General features: G+C 42.4%; 15 protein-coding genes. 13 read left to right on the top strand and 2 right to left on the bottom strand.

What is annotated here, in order from left to right; translation table 11 throughout:
- Positions 1-25: 25 nt before the first annotated feature.
- Positions 26-160, bottom strand: coding sequence for a YqzM family protein (locus MKZ03_RS11425; RefSeq protein WP_012010638.1), 135 nt, complete (start codon positions 158-160; stop codon positions 26-28).
- 237 nt (positions 161-397) lie between these two features.
- Between MKZ03_RS11425 and holA the strand changes: the two genes are divergently transcribed.
- Positions 398-1,417 (top strand): DNA polymerase III subunit delta, encoded by a 1,020-nt coding sequence (gene holA / locus MKZ03_RS11420; RefSeq protein WP_341031854.1) that lies wholly within the window; start codon positions 398-400, stop codon positions 1,415-1,417.
- 134 nt (positions 1,418-1,551) lie between these two features.
- Here the strand turns inward: holA and rpsT are convergent, their stop codons facing one another.
- Complete coding sequence (gene rpsT, locus MKZ03_RS11415; RefSeq protein WP_008342485.1) at positions 1,552-1,818, bottom strand: 30S ribosomal protein S20; 267 nt, start codon at positions 1,816-1,818, stop codon at positions 1,552-1,554.
- 198 nt (positions 1,819-2,016) lie between these two features.
- Here rpsT and gpr point away from each other — a divergent pair, with 198 nt between their 5' ends.
- The 12 genes from gpr to mtaB all read left to right on the top strand — a co-directional run bounded on the left by gpr (position 2,017) and on the right by mtaB (position 15,987).
- Positions 2,017-3,132 carry a GPR endopeptidase gene (gene gpr, locus MKZ03_RS11410; RefSeq protein WP_034661368.1) on the top strand — a complete coding sequence of 372 codons (1,116 nt, stop codon included), beginning with the start codon at positions 2,017-2,019 and terminating at the stop codon, positions 3,130-3,132.
- 66 nt (positions 3,133-3,198) lie between these two features.
- Positions 3,199-4,407: a stage II sporulation protein P gene (locus MKZ03_RS11405; RefSeq protein WP_341031852.1), complete on the top strand. Its 1,209-nt coding sequence runs from the start codon at positions 3,199-3,201 to the stop codon at positions 4,405-4,407.
- Positions 4,408-4,421: 14 nt separating this feature from the next.
- Positions 4,422-4,754, top strand: coding sequence for a YqxA family protein (locus tag MKZ03_RS11400; protein WP_060596648.1), 333 nt, complete (start codon positions 4,422-4,424; stop codon positions 4,752-4,754).
- 131 nt (positions 4,755-4,885) lie between these two features.
- Positions 4,886-6,724: a translation elongation factor 4 gene (gene lepA, locus MKZ03_RS11395; RefSeq protein ID WP_024423038.1), complete on the top strand. Its 1,839-nt coding sequence runs from the start codon at positions 4,886-4,888 to the stop codon at positions 6,722-6,724.
- A 114-nt stretch (positions 6,725-6,838) separates the two neighbouring features.
- On the top strand, positions 6,839-7,978 hold the full coding sequence (hemW, locus tag MKZ03_RS11390) for a radical SAM family heme chaperone HemW (RefSeq protein ID WP_341031849.1): 1,140 nt from the start codon (positions 6,839-6,841) through the stop codon (positions 7,976-7,978).
- A gap of 81 nt (positions 7,979-8,059) precedes the next feature.
- Positions 8,060-9,091, top strand: a complete 1,032-nt coding sequence (hrcA, locus tag MKZ03_RS11385; RefSeq protein ID WP_060596651.1) for a heat-inducible transcriptional repressor HrcA — start codon at positions 8,060-8,062, stop codon at positions 9,089-9,091.
- Between the two features lie 63 nt (positions 9,092-9,154).
- Positions 9,155-9,712, top strand: a complete 558-nt coding sequence (gene grpE / locus MKZ03_RS11380) for a nucleotide exchange factor GrpE (protein WP_334749787.1) — start codon at positions 9,155-9,157, stop codon at positions 9,710-9,712.
- Positions 9,713-9,736: 24 nt separating this feature from the next.
- Positions 9,737-11,578, top strand: a complete 1,842-nt coding sequence (gene dnaK, locus MKZ03_RS11375) for a molecular chaperone DnaK (RefSeq protein WP_034661361.1) — start codon at positions 9,737-9,739, stop codon at positions 11,576-11,578.
- A gap of 165 nt (positions 11,579-11,743) precedes the next feature.
- A complete protein-coding gene (gene dnaJ / locus MKZ03_RS11370) occupies positions 11,744-12,877 on the top strand; it encodes a molecular chaperone DnaJ (protein WP_003217525.1) in 1,134 nt (377 codons plus the stop codon).
- 22 nt (positions 12,878-12,899) lie between these two features.
- Positions 12,900-13,835, top strand: coding sequence for a 50S ribosomal protein L11 methyltransferase (gene prmA / locus MKZ03_RS11365; protein ID WP_003217481.1), 936 nt, complete (start codon positions 12,900-12,902; stop codon positions 13,833-13,835).
- 23 nt (positions 13,836-13,858) lie between these two features.
- On the top strand, positions 13,859-14,629 hold the full coding sequence (locus tag MKZ03_RS11360; RefSeq protein WP_334749785.1) for a 16S rRNA (uracil(1498)-N(3))-methyltransferase: 771 nt from the start codon (positions 13,859-13,861) through the stop codon (positions 14,627-14,629).
- Positions 14,629-15,987, top strand: coding sequence for a tRNA (N(6)-L-threonylcarbamoyladenosine(37)-C(2))-methylthiotransferase MtaB (gene mtaB, locus MKZ03_RS11355; protein ID WP_340973815.1), 1,359 nt, complete (start codon positions 14,629-14,631; stop codon positions 15,985-15,987). The genes MKZ03_RS11360 and mtaB overlap by 1 nt, the downstream gene beginning before the upstream one ends.
- The last annotated feature ends 35 nt before the right edge of the window (positions 15,988-16,022 follow it).

The raw sequence follows: 16,022 nt of genomic DNA, 5'->3' as shown, positions 1-16,022 counted from the left end.
CGGCAGTCATTTAGCAATCATGAAGTTAAGATCCAACGAGGTGTATAATTGTTGCCAAAATAAACATTGAGGCGAAAAATCCGAATGTGACGATAAAACCAACGGCTGAGTCGGTCACATCATTCCGCTTGCTTTGAACATTTTTTTCAAATTCATTCATTTTCATCCCTCCTGGCTAATTTTAGTATACTTGAACTCATTTGGAATTGCTAGAAGGTAAAGTAACCGTTTTCCATTTTCATGATCATTTTATGAATATCGTCTGACAGCGAGCTGACCCGGGAGCTTGCACCAGACGTTTACTATAAATGAGGAGGCGGCACTTTCAGCTTCCTCTTTACTAATGTCTTCACACACTTTAGGATAGAGGAGGAAGTGAAAGAGAGGGATTCAATTTATGGTCTTTGAAGTTTGGAACAATTTAAAAAGAGGGGATATCCATCCCGTTTATTGCTTATATGGAAAAGAAACGTATTTACTGCAAGAAACAGCAGCTAAATTAAGACAAGCTGTAGTAGACGAGGAGACGAAGGATTTTAATTACTCCGTCTTTGATATGGAAGAGGTGCCGCTTGAACAGGCTGTGACGGATGCAGAAACCTTTCCGTTTATGGGAGAAAGGCGGCTCGTTGTGATCAAGAATCCTTATTTTCTTACAGCGGAAAAGAAAAAGGAGAAGATTGAGCATGAGCTTTCTGTGTTAGAAGCTTATTTAGAAAAGCCGGCGCCTTATACCATTCTCGTGTTATTAGCACCATATGAAAAGCTGGATGAACGGAAGAAAATCACCAAATTGCTAAAAAAGAAAGCGGCTATGGTTGAGGCAAAAGAGTTAAACCCAAAAGAAACAACGGATTTCACCATTACACTGGTGAAAACAGAAGGAAAGGCGATGACACCTGAAGCGGCTGAGCAGCTTGTGATGCTATGCGGTGGGAGTCTATCCTCATTGTTTCAAGAGGTCAGGAAGCTGAGTACATATATTGGAGAACGAGAAGAAATTGAATTAGCGGATGTCAATCAGCTCGTTGCAAGAAGCTTAGAGCAGAATATTTTCGAATTAATTAACCAAATTGTCAACAGACGCCGCTCTGAGGCCATGCAGATGTTTTATGATTTGCTGAAACAAAATGAGGAACCCATTAAAATATTAGCACTCATATCAACTCAATTTCGATTGATTTTGCAGACGAAGTATTTCGCTCAGCAAGGATATGGGCAAAAACAAATTGCTTCAAATCTAAAAGTCCACCCATTCCGCGTCAAACTTGCTATGGATCAGGCAAGGCTGTTTTCAGAAGAAGAGCTCAAGCAGATTGTCAAAGAGCTATCAACGATCGATTATGAAATGAAAACCGGTAAAAAGGACAAGCAGCTATTGTTAGAATTGTTCCTGCTTCGACTATTGGGCGCTTGAACATAAAAAAACGACCTTCTAAAAAGAGGGTCGTTTTTGTTTAGATGTATAATTGCCAGTCTGTCCTAATGGCTGAGCCGGTCAGGACGGACGTACAGTTAAACAGTTGCCTCATCACTGAGGCGTTGCAAGCATTATGCAGAAAGTCCGTTTACTTGTTTAGCAAGTCTTGACTTGTAACGCGCAGCTGCGTTTTTGTGTACAAGACCAGTTTTAACGGCTTTGTCAATGCGTTTTGCAGCAGAAGAAAGAGCAGCTTTTGCTTGCTCAGCATCGTTGTTAGCTACAGAAACTTCAACTTGTTTAATCGCAGTACGCATCGCAGACTTGATTGTTGCGTTGTGTGCACGGCGTTCGTTATTCGTTTTTGTACGTTTGATCGCTGATTTAATATTTGGCATGTGTTTCACCTCCTAAGATACAACCTAAACACAATTGTCTTAAGGTTAAATCTTCACAATAGAACAAGTTGTATTCTATCAAACACACCTTTAGAATGCAATATAAATGTAAAGTATTTTTCATTGATGAAGCGATCGAATGTTTCTTTAAAGAGATGGAAAGACTACTGTTAATTACTTGGTGGAAGGAGTCTTTTTATGGAGAAACAGAAACTTGATTTAAGTGCTTATCAAATCCGGACAGACTTGGCTGTTGAAACAAAAGAGATACTAGAACAAGAGAACGATCCGAATGTCGTCAAAAAGGACGGAATTCAAGGGATTGTCGAAAAGGAAAAAGAGGAGCACGGCATCCGTATACGCACAGTGGAGATCACGAAAGAAGGGGAGGAGCTGACCAGCAAAAAGGCAGGAACATACTTGACGCTTGAGGCGCAGGGCATTCGGGAGAAAGATTCTGAGATGCAGGAAAAAGTCGTCGAAGTATTTGCGCGTCATTTTGCTCAGTTTTTAAAAGACCGAGGCATTCAGGCTGATGCGAGCTGTCTTGTAGTAGGACTAGGAAACTGGAATGTCACGCCAGATGCGCTAGGCCCGCTCACGGTTGAAAGCCTGCTTGTGACCCGGCATCTCTTTGAATTGCAGCCGGAAAATGTACAGGAAGGGTATCGCCCAGTGTCCTCTTTATCACCGGGAGTGATGGGACTGACCGGTATTGAAACAAGCGACATTATACAAGGTGTAATCGAGCGGTCCAAACCTGATTTTGTCATTGCAATCGATGCTCTTGCTGCTCGTGCAGTGGAACGGGTGAATACCACGATTCAAATCTCTGATACAGGCATCCATCCCGGTTCAGGTGTAGGGAATAAGCGGAAAGAATTAAGCAAAGAAACGTTGGGAATTCCAGTGATTGCGATTGGCGTTCCAACAGTGGTAGATGCAGTAACCATTGCAAGTGACACAATTGATTATGTCTTAAAGCATTTTGGTAGAGAACTGAAAGATGACCGGCCGTCCCGCTCTCTTGTGCCGGCTGGTTTGACTTTTGGGAAGAAAAAAGTGCTAAACGAAGAAGACTTACCAGATGAGGAAACGCGTCAATCATTTTTAGGTATCGTAGGGACTCTTCCGGAAGAAGAGAAACGGCAGCTGATCCATGAAGTACTTGCGCCGTTAGGGCAAAATTTAATGGTCACGCCTAAGGAAGTGGATACATTCATTGATGATATGGCAAACGTACTCGCCAATGGATTAAATACAGCACTCCATCAAAAAATCTCTCAAGATAACATGGGTTCTTATAATCATTAATCGGTTCTACTTTCTCTAGCTCGCTCATAGTGTAATTACTAGAAAGCGTGCTGGAGGGAGTAAATCATGAAAAAAAGACCCCGCCGTCCTCGACAGTTGGTCGTTGCGATTAATGGAACAAAAGTAGTGAAAAGCATTTTCTTATTTATAGCCTCGCTTGTTGTGGTGTTTGTGATGTCAGGGGCGTTGACATCTTTAAAGCCAGAGCTGAGGCCACAAGCCTCACTATATGGTGTAGCAGATGAGCTTTCCGGAGCGTTCTTCGCTACATTAATGGGTATGGAAAATCAATATTTCGCCTCAGCAGTCCCGAAAGATCAAAAAGGGTTTCATTTCTCTGGACTGTCACTCAAGCTTGCGACTAGTATCAATTTAGAAGACCCGCGTAGTTTTCTAGGGAGAGAACTCCCAGGTTTTGAACATTTTGATACAAAAATCATCTTAGCGGGTGAAGGAACAGACTATACCAACATGCCAATGGAATCGCCGCCGCCAAGTGAAGTCATCCAAGATGAAAAAGAAGCAAATTTGGCAGAGTTGGACAAGCTCGACAAAGATGTGCCGAAAAAGCCTGCGAAAGAGCCGAACCGGTCGACAGGAAAACGAAAAGCCGTGTACATTTACCACACGCATAATACGGAATCATATTTACCATTTTTAAAAGGAGAAACGAATCCAAACAATGCACGGCACTCAAAAGTGAATGTCACCCTTGTCGGCGACATGTTCGGAAAGGCGCTTGATCAGCAAGGCATCGGGAATACGGTCGACAAAACGGAAGTTGAAAAAAGGCTCCTGCAAAAAGGATTAAAGTATCCCCAGTCTTATAATGAATCAAGATTGGTCGTAAAAGAAGCCTTAGCGAAAAATGATGACCTCGAATACTTAATTGATATCCACCGTGACTCAAGAAGAAAGAAAGACACCACTGTCGAGATCAAAGGGGAAAAATATGCGAGAATTGCGTTTGTTGTAGGGAAGAAGAATCAAAGCTATGAGAAAAACCTCAAGCTTGCGACGGAGTTCCACCATTTGATGGAGAAAAAATATAAAGGGCTCAGTGTCGGTGTGTTTGCCAAAGGAGAAATTGGCGATAATGGAATTTATAATCAAGATTTATCCGACAAAGCCCTTCTTTTAGAATTTGGCGGAGTGGATAATAATATGGAAGAATTGAAAAATGCATCCAATGCAGCAGCTGATGTCTTCAGCGACATTTTCTGGGACGCGGAAAAGGTAAACGGCAAAGCAAAGGATGAGAAAAAACGCTCTTAAGGTGGTGACGGTGCATGGGATCATTTATTGGAAAAACCATTATTTTAGGACTTGTCTTGCTATTTGGCGTCTTTTTAGGAATGCAGCAGGCGAATAATGGCATGCTGCAAATGAAGGGTTACCATGACCCGCAATTAAAAGGCGCTTTCTCCATCCAAATGAACGAAGATGAAGAACGAGAAGCCTCTATCTTAGGAACGGCTGTTACAGAAAAGGATCTTGCCGAAAAACAAAAGCAGCTTGAGGAAATAGAGAGCTTTAATGCCTTCTCCAAGGCAGGAAAAGCGCTGTCTGATGGCATGACACATGCAGCCCGTTCTCTTTATGATTGGATGAATGGGAAATAAACAAATCAACACCATATGACTAAAGCCGCTGACCGATGAGCGGCTTTTCTTGATTTCGATTGAATCTTTACAGCCCTATTGATATAATCTAAGCTAGCGCAACCCGCGTTTTATAGTAGGAGTGATAGATTGTGACAGATAAAGAAAAACGATTAGAACGGCAATCAAGAATTCGAAATTTCTCCATTATCGCCCATATTGACCATGGGAAATCCACATTGGCGGACCGTATTTTGGAAAAAACAGCGGCGATTACTCAGCGAGAAATGAAAGAACAATTACTTGATTCCATGGACTTAGAGCGTGAACGCGGCATAACGATTAAATTAAACTCTGTCCAGCTGAAATATAAGGCGAAGGATGGAGAAGAATATATTATGCACCTGATTGATACACCAGGGCATGTCGACTTCACCTATGAGGTATCTCGAAGCCTAGCTGCCTGTGAAGGTGCAATTCTTGTAGTAGATGCAGCACAAGGAATTGAAGCACAGACACTTGCGAATGTTTATTTAGCTCTTGATAACAACTTAGAGATTCTTCCGATTATCAATAAAATCGATCTGCCAAGTGCAGAGCCTGAGCGTGTAAGAGAAGAAATTGAAGATGTCATCGGGTTGGATGCGTCTGAAGCTGTTCTCACCTCTGCTAAGGCGGGTATTGGGATCGAAGATATTTTAGAACAAATCGTCGAAAAGGTGCCGGCACCTGCTGGAGACCCAGAAGCACCGCTTCAAGCTCTTATTTTTGATTCTCTCTACGATGCGTATCGCGGCGTTATTGCGTACATACGAATTGTTGAAGGAACCGTCAGACCAGGTCAGAAAATCAAAATGATGGCGACGGGCAAAGAATTTGAAGTGCTTGAAGTCGGCGTATTCACACCAAAAGCCATGCCAACAGATGAACTCACTGTTGGAGATGTTGGCTACTTAACAGCAGCGATTAAAAATGTCGGTGATACACGTGTGGGGGATACGATCACAAGTGCGGAGAACCCAGCGAAAGAAGCGCTGCCAGGATACAGAAAGCTGAACCCAATGGTGTACTGCGGGCTTTATCCGATTGACACAGCGAAATATAATGACTTACGTGAAGCCCTAGAAAAGCTTGAATTAAATGATTCTTCCCTTCAATATGAGGCAGAGACATCCCAAGCACTTGGCTTCGGTTTCCGCTGCGGCTTTCTTGGAATGCTTCATATGGAAATCATCCAAGAACGGATTGAACGTGAATTCAAAATCGATCTTATTACGACAGCACCAAGTGTTATTTACGATGTGTATATGACAGACGGAGAAAAAATCGTCGTAGATAACCCGTCCAATCTGCCTGATCCGCAAAAGATTGAGCGAATTGAAGAACCATACGTGAAAGCAACAATGATGGTGCCGAATGACTATGTAGGCTCTGTCATGGAGCTTTGCCAAGGAAAGCGCGGCAATTTCATTGATATGCAATACCTTGATGCAAACCGAGTGAGCATCGTGTACGAAATTCCTTTGGCGGAGATCGTGTACGAATTCTTTGATCAGCTAAAGTCCAACACAAAAGGCTATGCGTCCTTTGACTATGAGCTGATTGGCTATCGCCCATCTACTCTAGTGAAAATGGATATCATGCTGAATGGCGAAAAAATCGATGCTCTATCCTTTATTGTTCACCGTGATTACGCATATGAACGAGGCAAGATCATCGTAGAAAAGCTGAAAGAACTCATTCCACGCCAGCATTTTGAAGTACCAGTTCAAGCAGCGATTGGACAAAAAATCGTGGCTCGTTCTACCATTAAAGCGATGCGTAAAAACGTACTTGCTAAATGTTATGGTGGAGACATTTCCCGGAAAAGGAAGCTTCTTGAGAAGCAAAAAGAAGGGAAAAAGCGCATGAAACAAGTGGGCTCTGTTGAAGTCCCGCAAGAAGCATTTATGGCTGTGCTGAAGATGGACGACAGCACACCAAAAAAATAACACCCTCAAGGCAACCTGCTTTACAATGTCAGCCTTGGCGTTTATAGTCGAAAACAAACAAAGGTGCCGCAGCGATAAACTGCGGCTCTTTACCTGTAAAGAAGGTGTCATCAAATGAAAGCAGCATACATTCATATTCCATTTTGTGAGCACATTTGCCACTATTGTGATTTTAATAAATTTTTCATTAAAACGCAGCCAGTCGATGAATACTTAGCGGCTCTTGAAAAAGAGATGCAGCACACGATCGAGCAAAAGGGCGAGCAAGAACTAAAGACGATCTTTATTGGCGGGGGAACTCCGACATCACTGACCGTCAGCCAGCTAGACCAGCTCATGAACAGCATTCACCGTGTGTTAAAACCGGCAAAGCATCTGGTTGAATTTGCAATGGAAGCGAACCCAGATGAATTATCACTCGAGAAGCTGCATGTATTAAAAGCAGCCGGCGTCAATCGGCTAAGCTTTGGGGTGCAAACCTTTGAAGACGATTTACTCAAAAAAATCGGACGAGTTCATCAAAAGAAAGATGTCCTCACGTCTTTCCAGCGAGCAAGAGATGTTGGGTTTGACAACATTAGCCTTGACCTCATGTTTGGCTTGCCGCATCAAGAAAAGCATCATGTCATGAATTCACTTGAGACAGCTTTCTCATTAGGAGCAGAGCATTATTCTGTCTACTCACTGATTGTGGAGCCGAAAACAGTTTTTTACAACTTAATGCAAAAAGGCAAACTGCATTTACCGCCGCAAGAACGTGAGGCTGAAATGTATGAGCTTGTGATGGATGAAATGGAGCGACATGGATTAAAGCAATACGAAATTAGCAATTATGCCAAACCTGGCTTTGAAAGCCAGCATAACCTGACCTATTGGAGCAATGAAGACTACTTCGGTTTCGGTGCAGGAGCACACGGGTATGTAGATGGCATCCGAAATGTGAACGCAGGGCCTGTGAAGCATTACTTGGAACTGATTGAGCAAACTGGGTTCCCGTATAAGGAAACTCATCAGGTCACAAAAGCAGAACAGATAGAAGAAGAAATGTTCTTAGGCCTTCGAAAGATCGAAGGGGTGGAAAGTGCCGATTTCCAAGCCAAATATGGTGTTGCACCAGAAGCTCTTTTTTCCACTGTTCTTGAAGAATTAGAAGAAAAAGGTCTCATTGTAAAAGATGACATCGGCATTCGTTTAACAAGAAAAGGGAAATTGTTAGGAAATGAAGTATTTCAAGCGTTTCTCGGTGAGTTATAATTGACATTTTAATTTGAGTTTGGTAATTTTGTTTATACAATTAGCACTCGTTGAAAGAGAGTGCTAACAGGGGTGATGATGATGTTAACAAATCGTCAGCTTTTGATTCTGCAAGTCATCATTAATGACTTTATTCGTTCGGCGCAGCCAGTGGGGTCAAGGACTCTTTCTAAAAAAGAGGACATCACATTCAGCTCTGCGACGATTAGAAACGAAATGGCTGATTTGGAGGAACTTGGTTTTATTGAAAAGACCCATTCTTCATCTGGAAGAATTCCTTCAGAAAAAGGATATCGTTATTATGTAGATCATTTGCTCTCTCCGCGAAAACTGTCGTCTAAAGAGCTTGTGCTCATCCAGTCGGCTTTTCAGGAGAAAATTTTTGAGCTGGAAAAAACAGTTCAAAAATCGGCGGAAATTTTATCAGATCTCACAAACTATACATCGATTGTGCTTGGTCCAAAGCTGAGTGAAAATCGATTAAAGCAAATTCAGCTTGTCCCCGTTCAGCCAAACAAAGCAGTAGCGATCATGATTACAGACAGCGGGCATGTTGAAAACAAAACCATTACCTTCTCTGAGCATCTCGATGTCTCCGATATTGAGAAGCTGATGAATATTTTGAATAGCCGATTAGCTGGCGTTCCAATGGACCAGCTGAAGGACAGGATGTATAAAGAAGTGGTCATGCTTCTGCGCACACATTTAAAAGATTATGATCACATTTTAGATGCGCTGGGCAACACATTTACATCGACACAAAATGAATCAAAACTTTTCTTTGGCGGGAAGATTAATATGTTGAATCAGCCAGAGTTTCATGACATCGACCGCATTCGCTCACTCATGATGCTGATTGAGCAAAAGAATGATGTCATGCAGCTGTTTCATCCAAATCAGCAAGGAATCACCATTAAAATCGGTTCAGAAAACAATTTGGAAGCAATGGAGAACTGCAGTTTGATCACAGCCACTTATTCGATTGATCAAAAATCACTTGGCTCCATTGCCATCATCGGTCCAACCCGCATGGATTACGGGCGAGTCGTTAGTCTTTTGCATCATGTATCAAAAGACTTGTCAAACGCACTTTCCAATTTGTATGATGAGTAGGGTGATAAAAGATAGGGGCATTGCCCCTTCGTATTCTTGAATCTTTTGAGGGAGGTGAACACAATGTCAGAAGAAAAACAGACACCTGGGCAAGAAGCAGAGGTTGAAGCACAAGAAGAAGCAGTTCAAGCAGATACTGAGGAAGTAACACATGATGAACAGTCTGCCTTCCAAGAGAAAATCGATGAATTGCAGCAGCTTCTAGATGAAAAAGAAAACAAAATTCTGCGTGTTCAAGCAGATTTTGAAAACTATAAACGCCGTGCTCGAACTGAAGTGGAGACCGTGCAAAAATATCGTTCTCAACATGTTGTCAGCGATCTTCTCCCAGCTCTTGACAACTTTGAAAGAGCGCTTGGAATTGATCCAGACAATGAGCAGACGAAAAGTTTGTTAGAAGGAATGCAAATGGTTTACCGCCAGCTGGTAGAAGCGTTGAAAAATGAAGGCGTTGAACCGATTGAAGCTGTCGGCAAAGAGTTCGATCCAAACCTTCATCAAGCCGTCATGCAAGTTGAAGATGAAAATGTCGATTCAAATATCGTAGTAGAAGAATTGCAAAAGGGCTATAAACTCAAAGACCGAGTTATTCGTCCATCAATGGTAAAAGTAAATCAATAACTACATAATGGGAGGTCATCGATTATGAGTAAAATCATTGGGATTGACTTAGGAACAACAAACTCATGTGTTGCAGTACTTGAAGGCGGAGAGCCAAAAGTTATTGCAAACGCTGAAGGAGCACGTACAACACCATCTGTTGTCGCTTTTAAAAACGGAGAGCGCCAAGTTGGTGAAGTAGCGAAACGTCAATCAATTACAAACCCGAACACGATCATGTCTGTTAAAAGACATATGGGTACAGATTATAAAGTAGAAGTTGAAGGCAAGAACTATACACCGCAGGAAATCTCTGCAATCATTCTTCAACACCTTAAATCTTATGCTGAAGGCTATCTTGGCGAAGAAGTAACAAAAGCTGTAATCACAGTTCCTGCTTATTTCAACGATGCAGAACGCCAAGCGACAAAAGATGCTGGTAAAATTGCTGGTCTTGAAGTAGAACGTATCATCAACGAACCAACAGCAGCTGCACTTGCGTATGGTTTAGATAAAACAGAAGAAGATCAAACGATTCTTGTATACGACCTTGGCGGCGGTACATTTGACGTATCAATCCTTGAGCTTGGAGACGGGGTCTTTGAAGTACGCTCAACTGCTGGTGACAACCGTCTTGGTGGAGACGATTTTGACCAAGTTATCATTGATCACCTAGTAGCTGAATTCAAAAAAGAAAATGGTATTGACCTTTCTAAAGATAAAATGGCGCTTCAGCGTTTAAAAGATGCTGCTGAAAAAGCGAAAAAAGATCTTTCAGGTGTATCTTCTACACAAATCTCATTGCCATTTATCACAGCTGGAGAAGCAGGTCCTCTTCACCTTGAATTAACGCTGACACGTGCTAAATTCGAAGAGCTTTCTGCAGATCTTGTAGAGCGCACAATGACACCTGTACGTCAATCATTGAAAGATGCTGGTTTATCTGCTAGCGAGATTGATAAAGTCATCCTTGTTGGTGGATCAACTCGTATTCCTGCAGTACAAGAAGCAATCAAAAAAGAAACAGGCAAAGAGCCTCATAAAGGTGTAAACCCTGATGAAGTGGTTGCTCTTGGTGCGGCGATCCAAGGTGGAGTCATCACAGGAGATGTCAAAGACGTTGTTCTTCTTGACGTAACACCACTTTCTTTAGGAATTGAAACAATGGGCGGCGTATTCACGAAGCTGATTGAACGTAATACAACCATTCCAACAAGTAAATCTCAAGTATTCTCAACGGCTGCTGACAACCAAACAGCGGTAGATATCCATGTCCTGCAAGGTGAGCGCCCAATGGCAGCAGACAACAAAACATTAGGCCGTTTCCAATTGACTGACATCCCGCCAGCACCACGCGGCGTACCACAAATCGAAGTATCTTTTGATATCGATAAAAACGGTATTGTCAACGTACGTGCGAAAGATATGGGTACAGGCAAAGAGCAAAACATCACAATCAAATCTTCTTCAGGTCTTTCTGATGATGAGATCGAAAAAATGGTAAAAGAAGCAGAAGAAAATGCTGAAGCAGATGCGAAGAAAAAAGAAGAAATCGAAGTGCGCAATGAAGCAGATCAATTAGTGTTTACAACTGAAAAAACATTAAAAGATCTAGAAGGCAAAATCGATGAAGAGCAAGTGAAAAAAGCAAACGACGCGAAAGATGCACTAAAAGCTGCGATCGAAAAAGGCGAGCTTGAAGACATCAAAGCGAAAAAAGATGAGCTGCAAACAATCGTTCAAGAACTAACGACAAAGCTCTATGAAGAAGCTGCAAAACAAGCACAAGCTCAGCAAGAAGGCGGCGCTGAAGGTGCTCAAAAAGCAGATGACAATGTAGTGGATGCAGAATACGAAGAAGTAAACGACGATCAAGAGAAAAAATAATCACCTTTACTTTTGAAAAAGACTGCTGAAACGTACTCGTCAGAAAGTCAAAGTCAGGATCTCTTGGCTTTGACTTTTTTTCTTTCCAATGATGAAAGCAATTGAAAAAGGTCAAATCAAAATGATACAATCGTATTTATGTGAGAAAATCGGGAGTGTGAAGAGATGAGTAAGCGTGATTACTATGAAGTGCTTGGCGTGAGTAAGAGCGCCTCAAAAGACGAGATCAAAAAGGCATACCGCAAGCTTTCAAAAAAGTATCACCCTGATATTAATAAAGAAGCTGGCTCAGATGAGAAATTCAAAGAAGTAAAAGAAGCCTATGAAACCCTTTCTGACGATCAAAAACGTTCGCAATATGACCAGTTCGGTCATACCGATCCAAACCAAGGCTTTGGCGGCGGCGGTTTTGGCGGAGGAGGAGACTTTGGCGGATTCGGCGGCTTTGATGACATTTTCTCTAGTATTTTTGGCGGCGGAGCCAGAAGAAGAGATCCAAATGCACCGCGTCAAGGAGCAGACTTGCAATATACAATGACGCTTTCATTTGAAGAAGCAGCATTTGGGAAAGAAGCAACGATTGAAATCCCTCGCGAGGAATCATGTGAAACATGTCATGGATCAGGGGCAAAGCCTGGGACAGAAGCGAAGACTTGTTCACATTGCGGCGGCTCTGGTCAATTAAATGTTGAGCAGTCAACTCCGTTTGGTAAAGTGGTCAACCGCAGAGTATGTAACTACTGCAGCGGAACAGGAAAACAAATCGATCACAAATGTTCTACATGTGGCGGCTCTGGTAAAGTGCGTAAGCGTAAGAAAATCAATGTAACGATCCCAGCAGGTGTTGACGATGGTCAGCAGCTCAGAGTGTCTGGTCAAGGGGAACCAGGTGTAAATGGAGGACCTCCAGGCGATCTATTTGTTGTGTTCCATGTGCGTTCGCATGAATTCTTTGAACGTGACGGAGATGACATTTACTGCGAAATGCCGCTAACTTTTGCACAGGCTGCATTAGGTGACGAAATTGAAGTGCCGACATTACACGGTAAAGTGAAATTGAAAGTCCCTGCTGGCACGCAAACTGGCACGAAGTTTAGACTTAAAGGAAAAGGTGTGAAGAATGTACGCGGCTATGGCCAAGGTGATCAGCATATCGTTGTACGAGTCGTCACACCGACAAATTTAACGGACAATCAAAAAGATATCATTAGAAAATTTGCTGAAGTGAGCGGAAATAAACCGGACGAACAAGAAATGAGCTTCTTCGATAAGGTGAAACGCGCATTTAAAGGCGAGTAAGACGGATAAGGAGTTGGTAGTATTGAAGTGGTCAGAAATTAGCGTCCATACAACAAATGAAGCGGTGGAACCGATCACCAATATTTTGCATGAAGCAGGTGCTAGTGGTGTCGTGATTGAGGACCCGCTTGATTTAGTCAAGGAACGTGAAAATGTATACGGTGAGATCTACCAGCTCGATCCGAATGACTATCCTGAAGAAGGGGTCATCGTCAAAGCCTATCTTCCAATGAACAGCTTTTTAATGGAAACGGTAGATGAGATCAAAGAAGCCATCAATAATCTTCTTCTATACGATATTGATCTTGGACGAAATACGCTGTCCATTTGTGAAGTAAATGAAGAAGAATGGGCCACCGCATGGAAAAAATACTATCATCCTGTGAAAATCTCTGAAAAATTCACCATCGTTCCAACATGGGAAGAATATACTCCGGTTCATTCTGATGAACTGATTATTGAAATGGACCCAGGAATGGCCTTTGGAACAGGGACACATCCAACAACCGTTCTTTGTATTCAGGCGCTTGAGCGCTATGTGAAGGAAAACGATACGGTGATTGATGTTGGAACAGGCTCCGGGATTTTAAGTGTGGCAGCAGCGATGGTTGGTGCAAAGGACATTCAAGCCTTTGATCTCGACACCGTTGCGGTTGAAAGTGCGAAGCAAAACATCGAGCTAAATGGTGTAAGCGAACAAGTGACGGTCAAGCAAAACAACTTACTTGATGGGATTTCAGGTGAACGTGATGTGATCGTCGCCAACATTCTCGCAGAAGTGATTTTGCGCTTTACAGATCAAGCCTATGACTTATTGAAGAAAGATGGCTATTTCATTACATCAGGCATCATTGGACAAAAGAAATTACAAGTCAAAACAGCATTAGAAGAAGCAGGTTTTGACATTGTTGAAGTGCTGTCCATGGAAGATTGGGTCAGCATTATAGCGAAAAAATAAAGCGAGTAGGTGTCAGGACACGTATGCAACGATATTTTATCGACCTCACGAAAGAAGAAGTGATCGCAAAGGGATCTATCGTCATCAATGGTGAAGATGTACATCACCTTTCCAACGTCATGCGCATGAAAGCAGGGCAGGAAATTCTTTGCTTAACGACAGACGGCTTTGAAGCGCTCAGTAAAATTGATACAATAACAAAGGAAGAAGTCATTTGTCACGTTGAAGGCTGGACAAATCAGGACAGAGAGCTTCCGGTAAAAGTAACAATTGCGAGCGGTCTCCCAAAAGGAGATAAGCTTGAGCTGATTATCCAAAAAGGCACAGAGCTTGGCGCAAGTGCATTTATCCCGTTTCAAGCGGCTCGTTCTATTACAAAACTTGACCAAAAGAAGTCACATAAAAAACGAGAACGCTGGGAGAAAATCGCGAAAGAAGCAGCTGAGCAGTCCTACCGGAATATCATTCCTCGTGTTTATCCAGTATCAACGTTTAAAGAGCTGACTCAATTAGCTGGTGAATTCGATAAATGTGTCGTTGCATACGAAGAATCATCGAAAGAAGGAGAGCAAAGCCGCTTTCAAACTGTGCTCCAACAGATGAAAGGCGGACAAACCTTGCTCGTGGTTTTTGGCCCTGAAGGCGGTTTGGCAGAAAAGGAGATTGACGAGCTTGAAACGCTTGGTGCAGTCATTTGCGGGCTCGGACCACGCATTTTAAGAACGGAAACAGCTCCTCTTTACGCGCTTTCTGCTATATCTTATCAAACAGAGTTATTAAGAGGTGAATCATGATGGGAACAGTAGCGTTCCATACACTTGGCTGTAAGGTCAATCACTATGAAACAGAAGCGATCTGGCAGCTGTTTAAAGAAGCTGGCTATGAAAGAAAAGATTATGAATCAAAAGCAGACGTATATGTCGTTAATACATGTACGGTCACGAATACAGGCGATAAGAAAAGCCGCCAAGTTATTAGAAGAGCCATTCGTCATAACCCGGATGGTGTCATTTGTGTAACAGGCTGTTATGCGCAAACATCTCCAGCAGAAATCATGGCGATTCCTGGCGTTGATATTGTCGTGGGAACACAAGACAGACATAAATTACTCGGTTACATTGAAGAATATCGCAGAGAAAGACAGCCGATTAATGGGGTTGGCAATATCATGAAAGCACGTGTGTTTGAAGAACTCGATGTTCCTGCATTTACAGACAGAACACGCGCTTCATTAAAAATCCAAGAAGGCTGTAACAATTTCTGTACATTCTGCATTATTCCTTGGGCTCGCGGACTTCTTCGTTCTCGTAATCCAGAAGAGGTCATCAACCAAGCGCAGCAGCTTGTGGATGCCGGCTATAAAGAAATTGTATTAACAGGTATTCACACAGGCGGATACGGAGAAGACTTAAAGGATTATAACTTTGCAAAGCTTCTGAAAGAGTTAGATGAACGTGTCATCGGTTTAAAACGAATCCGTATTTCATCGATCGAAGCAAGTCAAATTACAGATGAAGTGATTGAAGTGCTTGATCAGTCAGATAAGATTGTCAGACACTTGCACATCCCGCTTCAATCTGGCTCGAATACAGTCCTGAAAAGAATGCGCCGTAAATATACGATGGAATTCTTTGCAGAGCGTTTAACAAAGCTGAAACAAGCATTGCCAGGCCTTGCTGTCACCTCTGATGTGATTGTTGGATTCCCTGGGGAAACAGAGGAAGAGTTTTTGGAAACGTACAATTTTGTCAAAGACCATCAATTCTCTGAACTGCACGTATTCCCTTACAGCAAACGTACAGGTACGCCAGCTGCAAGAATGGAAGATCAAGTGGATGAAAATGTGAAAAACGAACGTGTCCACCGCTTGATTGCTCTTTCTGACCAGCTTGCAAAAGAATATGCATCAGCTTATGAAGGAGATGTCCTAGAGATTATTCCGGAAGAATCCTTCAAAGAACAAGAAGGAAAGCACAATCTTTATGTGGGATATACAGATAACTATATGAAGGTTGTTTTTGAAGGAACAGAGGACATGATCGGCCGTTTGGTCAAAGTGAAAATCATGAAAGCGGGTTATCCTTATAACGAAGGACAATTCGTTCGTATGAGCGATGATGTGCAAACAGACAAAGTGAGAATGACCTCATAATAGATAAAAAAACCGGCTGCCAAAAGGGCAAGCTG

The sequence above is a fragment of the Bacillus sp. FSL R5-0431 genome (assembly GCF_038002985.1).
In the GTDB taxonomy this organism is placed as follows: domain Bacteria; phylum Bacillota; class Bacilli; order Bacillales; family Bacillaceae; genus Bacillus.
Note: the sequence above shows the minus strand (reverse complement) of the source record. Positions and strands in the feature narration are given on the sequence as shown.

Coding starts and splice junctions, on each gene's coding strand:
- rpsT (WP_008342485.1), bottom strand. CDS start 1,818: ATGCCAAATATTAAATCAGCGATCAAACGTACAAAAACGAATAACGAA.
- MKZ03_RS11400 (WP_060596648.1), top strand. CDS start 4,422: ATGGGATCATTTATTGGAAAAACCATTATTTTAGGACTTGTCTTGCTA.
- dnaK (WP_034661361.1), top strand. CDS start 9,737: ATGAGTAAAATCATTGGGATTGACTTAGGAACAACAAACTCATGTGTT.
- MKZ03_RS11425 (WP_012010638.1), bottom strand. CDS start 160: ATGAATGAATTTGAAAAAAATGTTCAAAGCAAGCGGAATGATGTGACC.
- holA (WP_341031854.1), top strand. CDS start 398: ATGGTCTTTGAAGTTTGGAACAATTTAAAAAGAGGGGATATCCATCCC.
- hemW (WP_341031849.1), top strand. CDS start 6,839: ATGAAAGCAGCATACATTCATATTCCATTTTGTGAGCACATTTGCCAC.
- MKZ03_RS11405 (WP_341031852.1), top strand. CDS start 3,199: ATGAAAAAAAGACCCCGCCGTCCTCGACAGTTGGTCGTTGCGATTAAT.
- mtaB (WP_340973815.1), top strand. CDS start 14,629: ATGGGAACAGTAGCGTTCCATACACTTGGCTGTAAGGTCAATCACTAT.
- hrcA (WP_060596651.1), top strand. CDS start 8,060: ATGTTAACAAATCGTCAGCTTTTGATTCTGCAAGTCATCATTAATGAC.
- gpr (WP_034661368.1), top strand. CDS start 2,017: ATGGAGAAACAGAAACTTGATTTAAGTGCTTATCAAATCCGGACAGAC.
- grpE (WP_334749787.1), top strand. CDS start 9,155: ATGTCAGAAGAAAAACAGACACCTGGGCAAGAAGCAGAGGTTGAAGCA.
- MKZ03_RS11360 (WP_334749785.1), top strand. CDS start 13,859: ATGCAACGATATTTTATCGACCTCACGAAAGAAGAAGTGATCGCAAAG.
- dnaJ (WP_003217525.1), top strand. CDS start 11,744: ATGAGTAAGCGTGATTACTATGAAGTGCTTGGCGTGAGTAAGAGCGCC.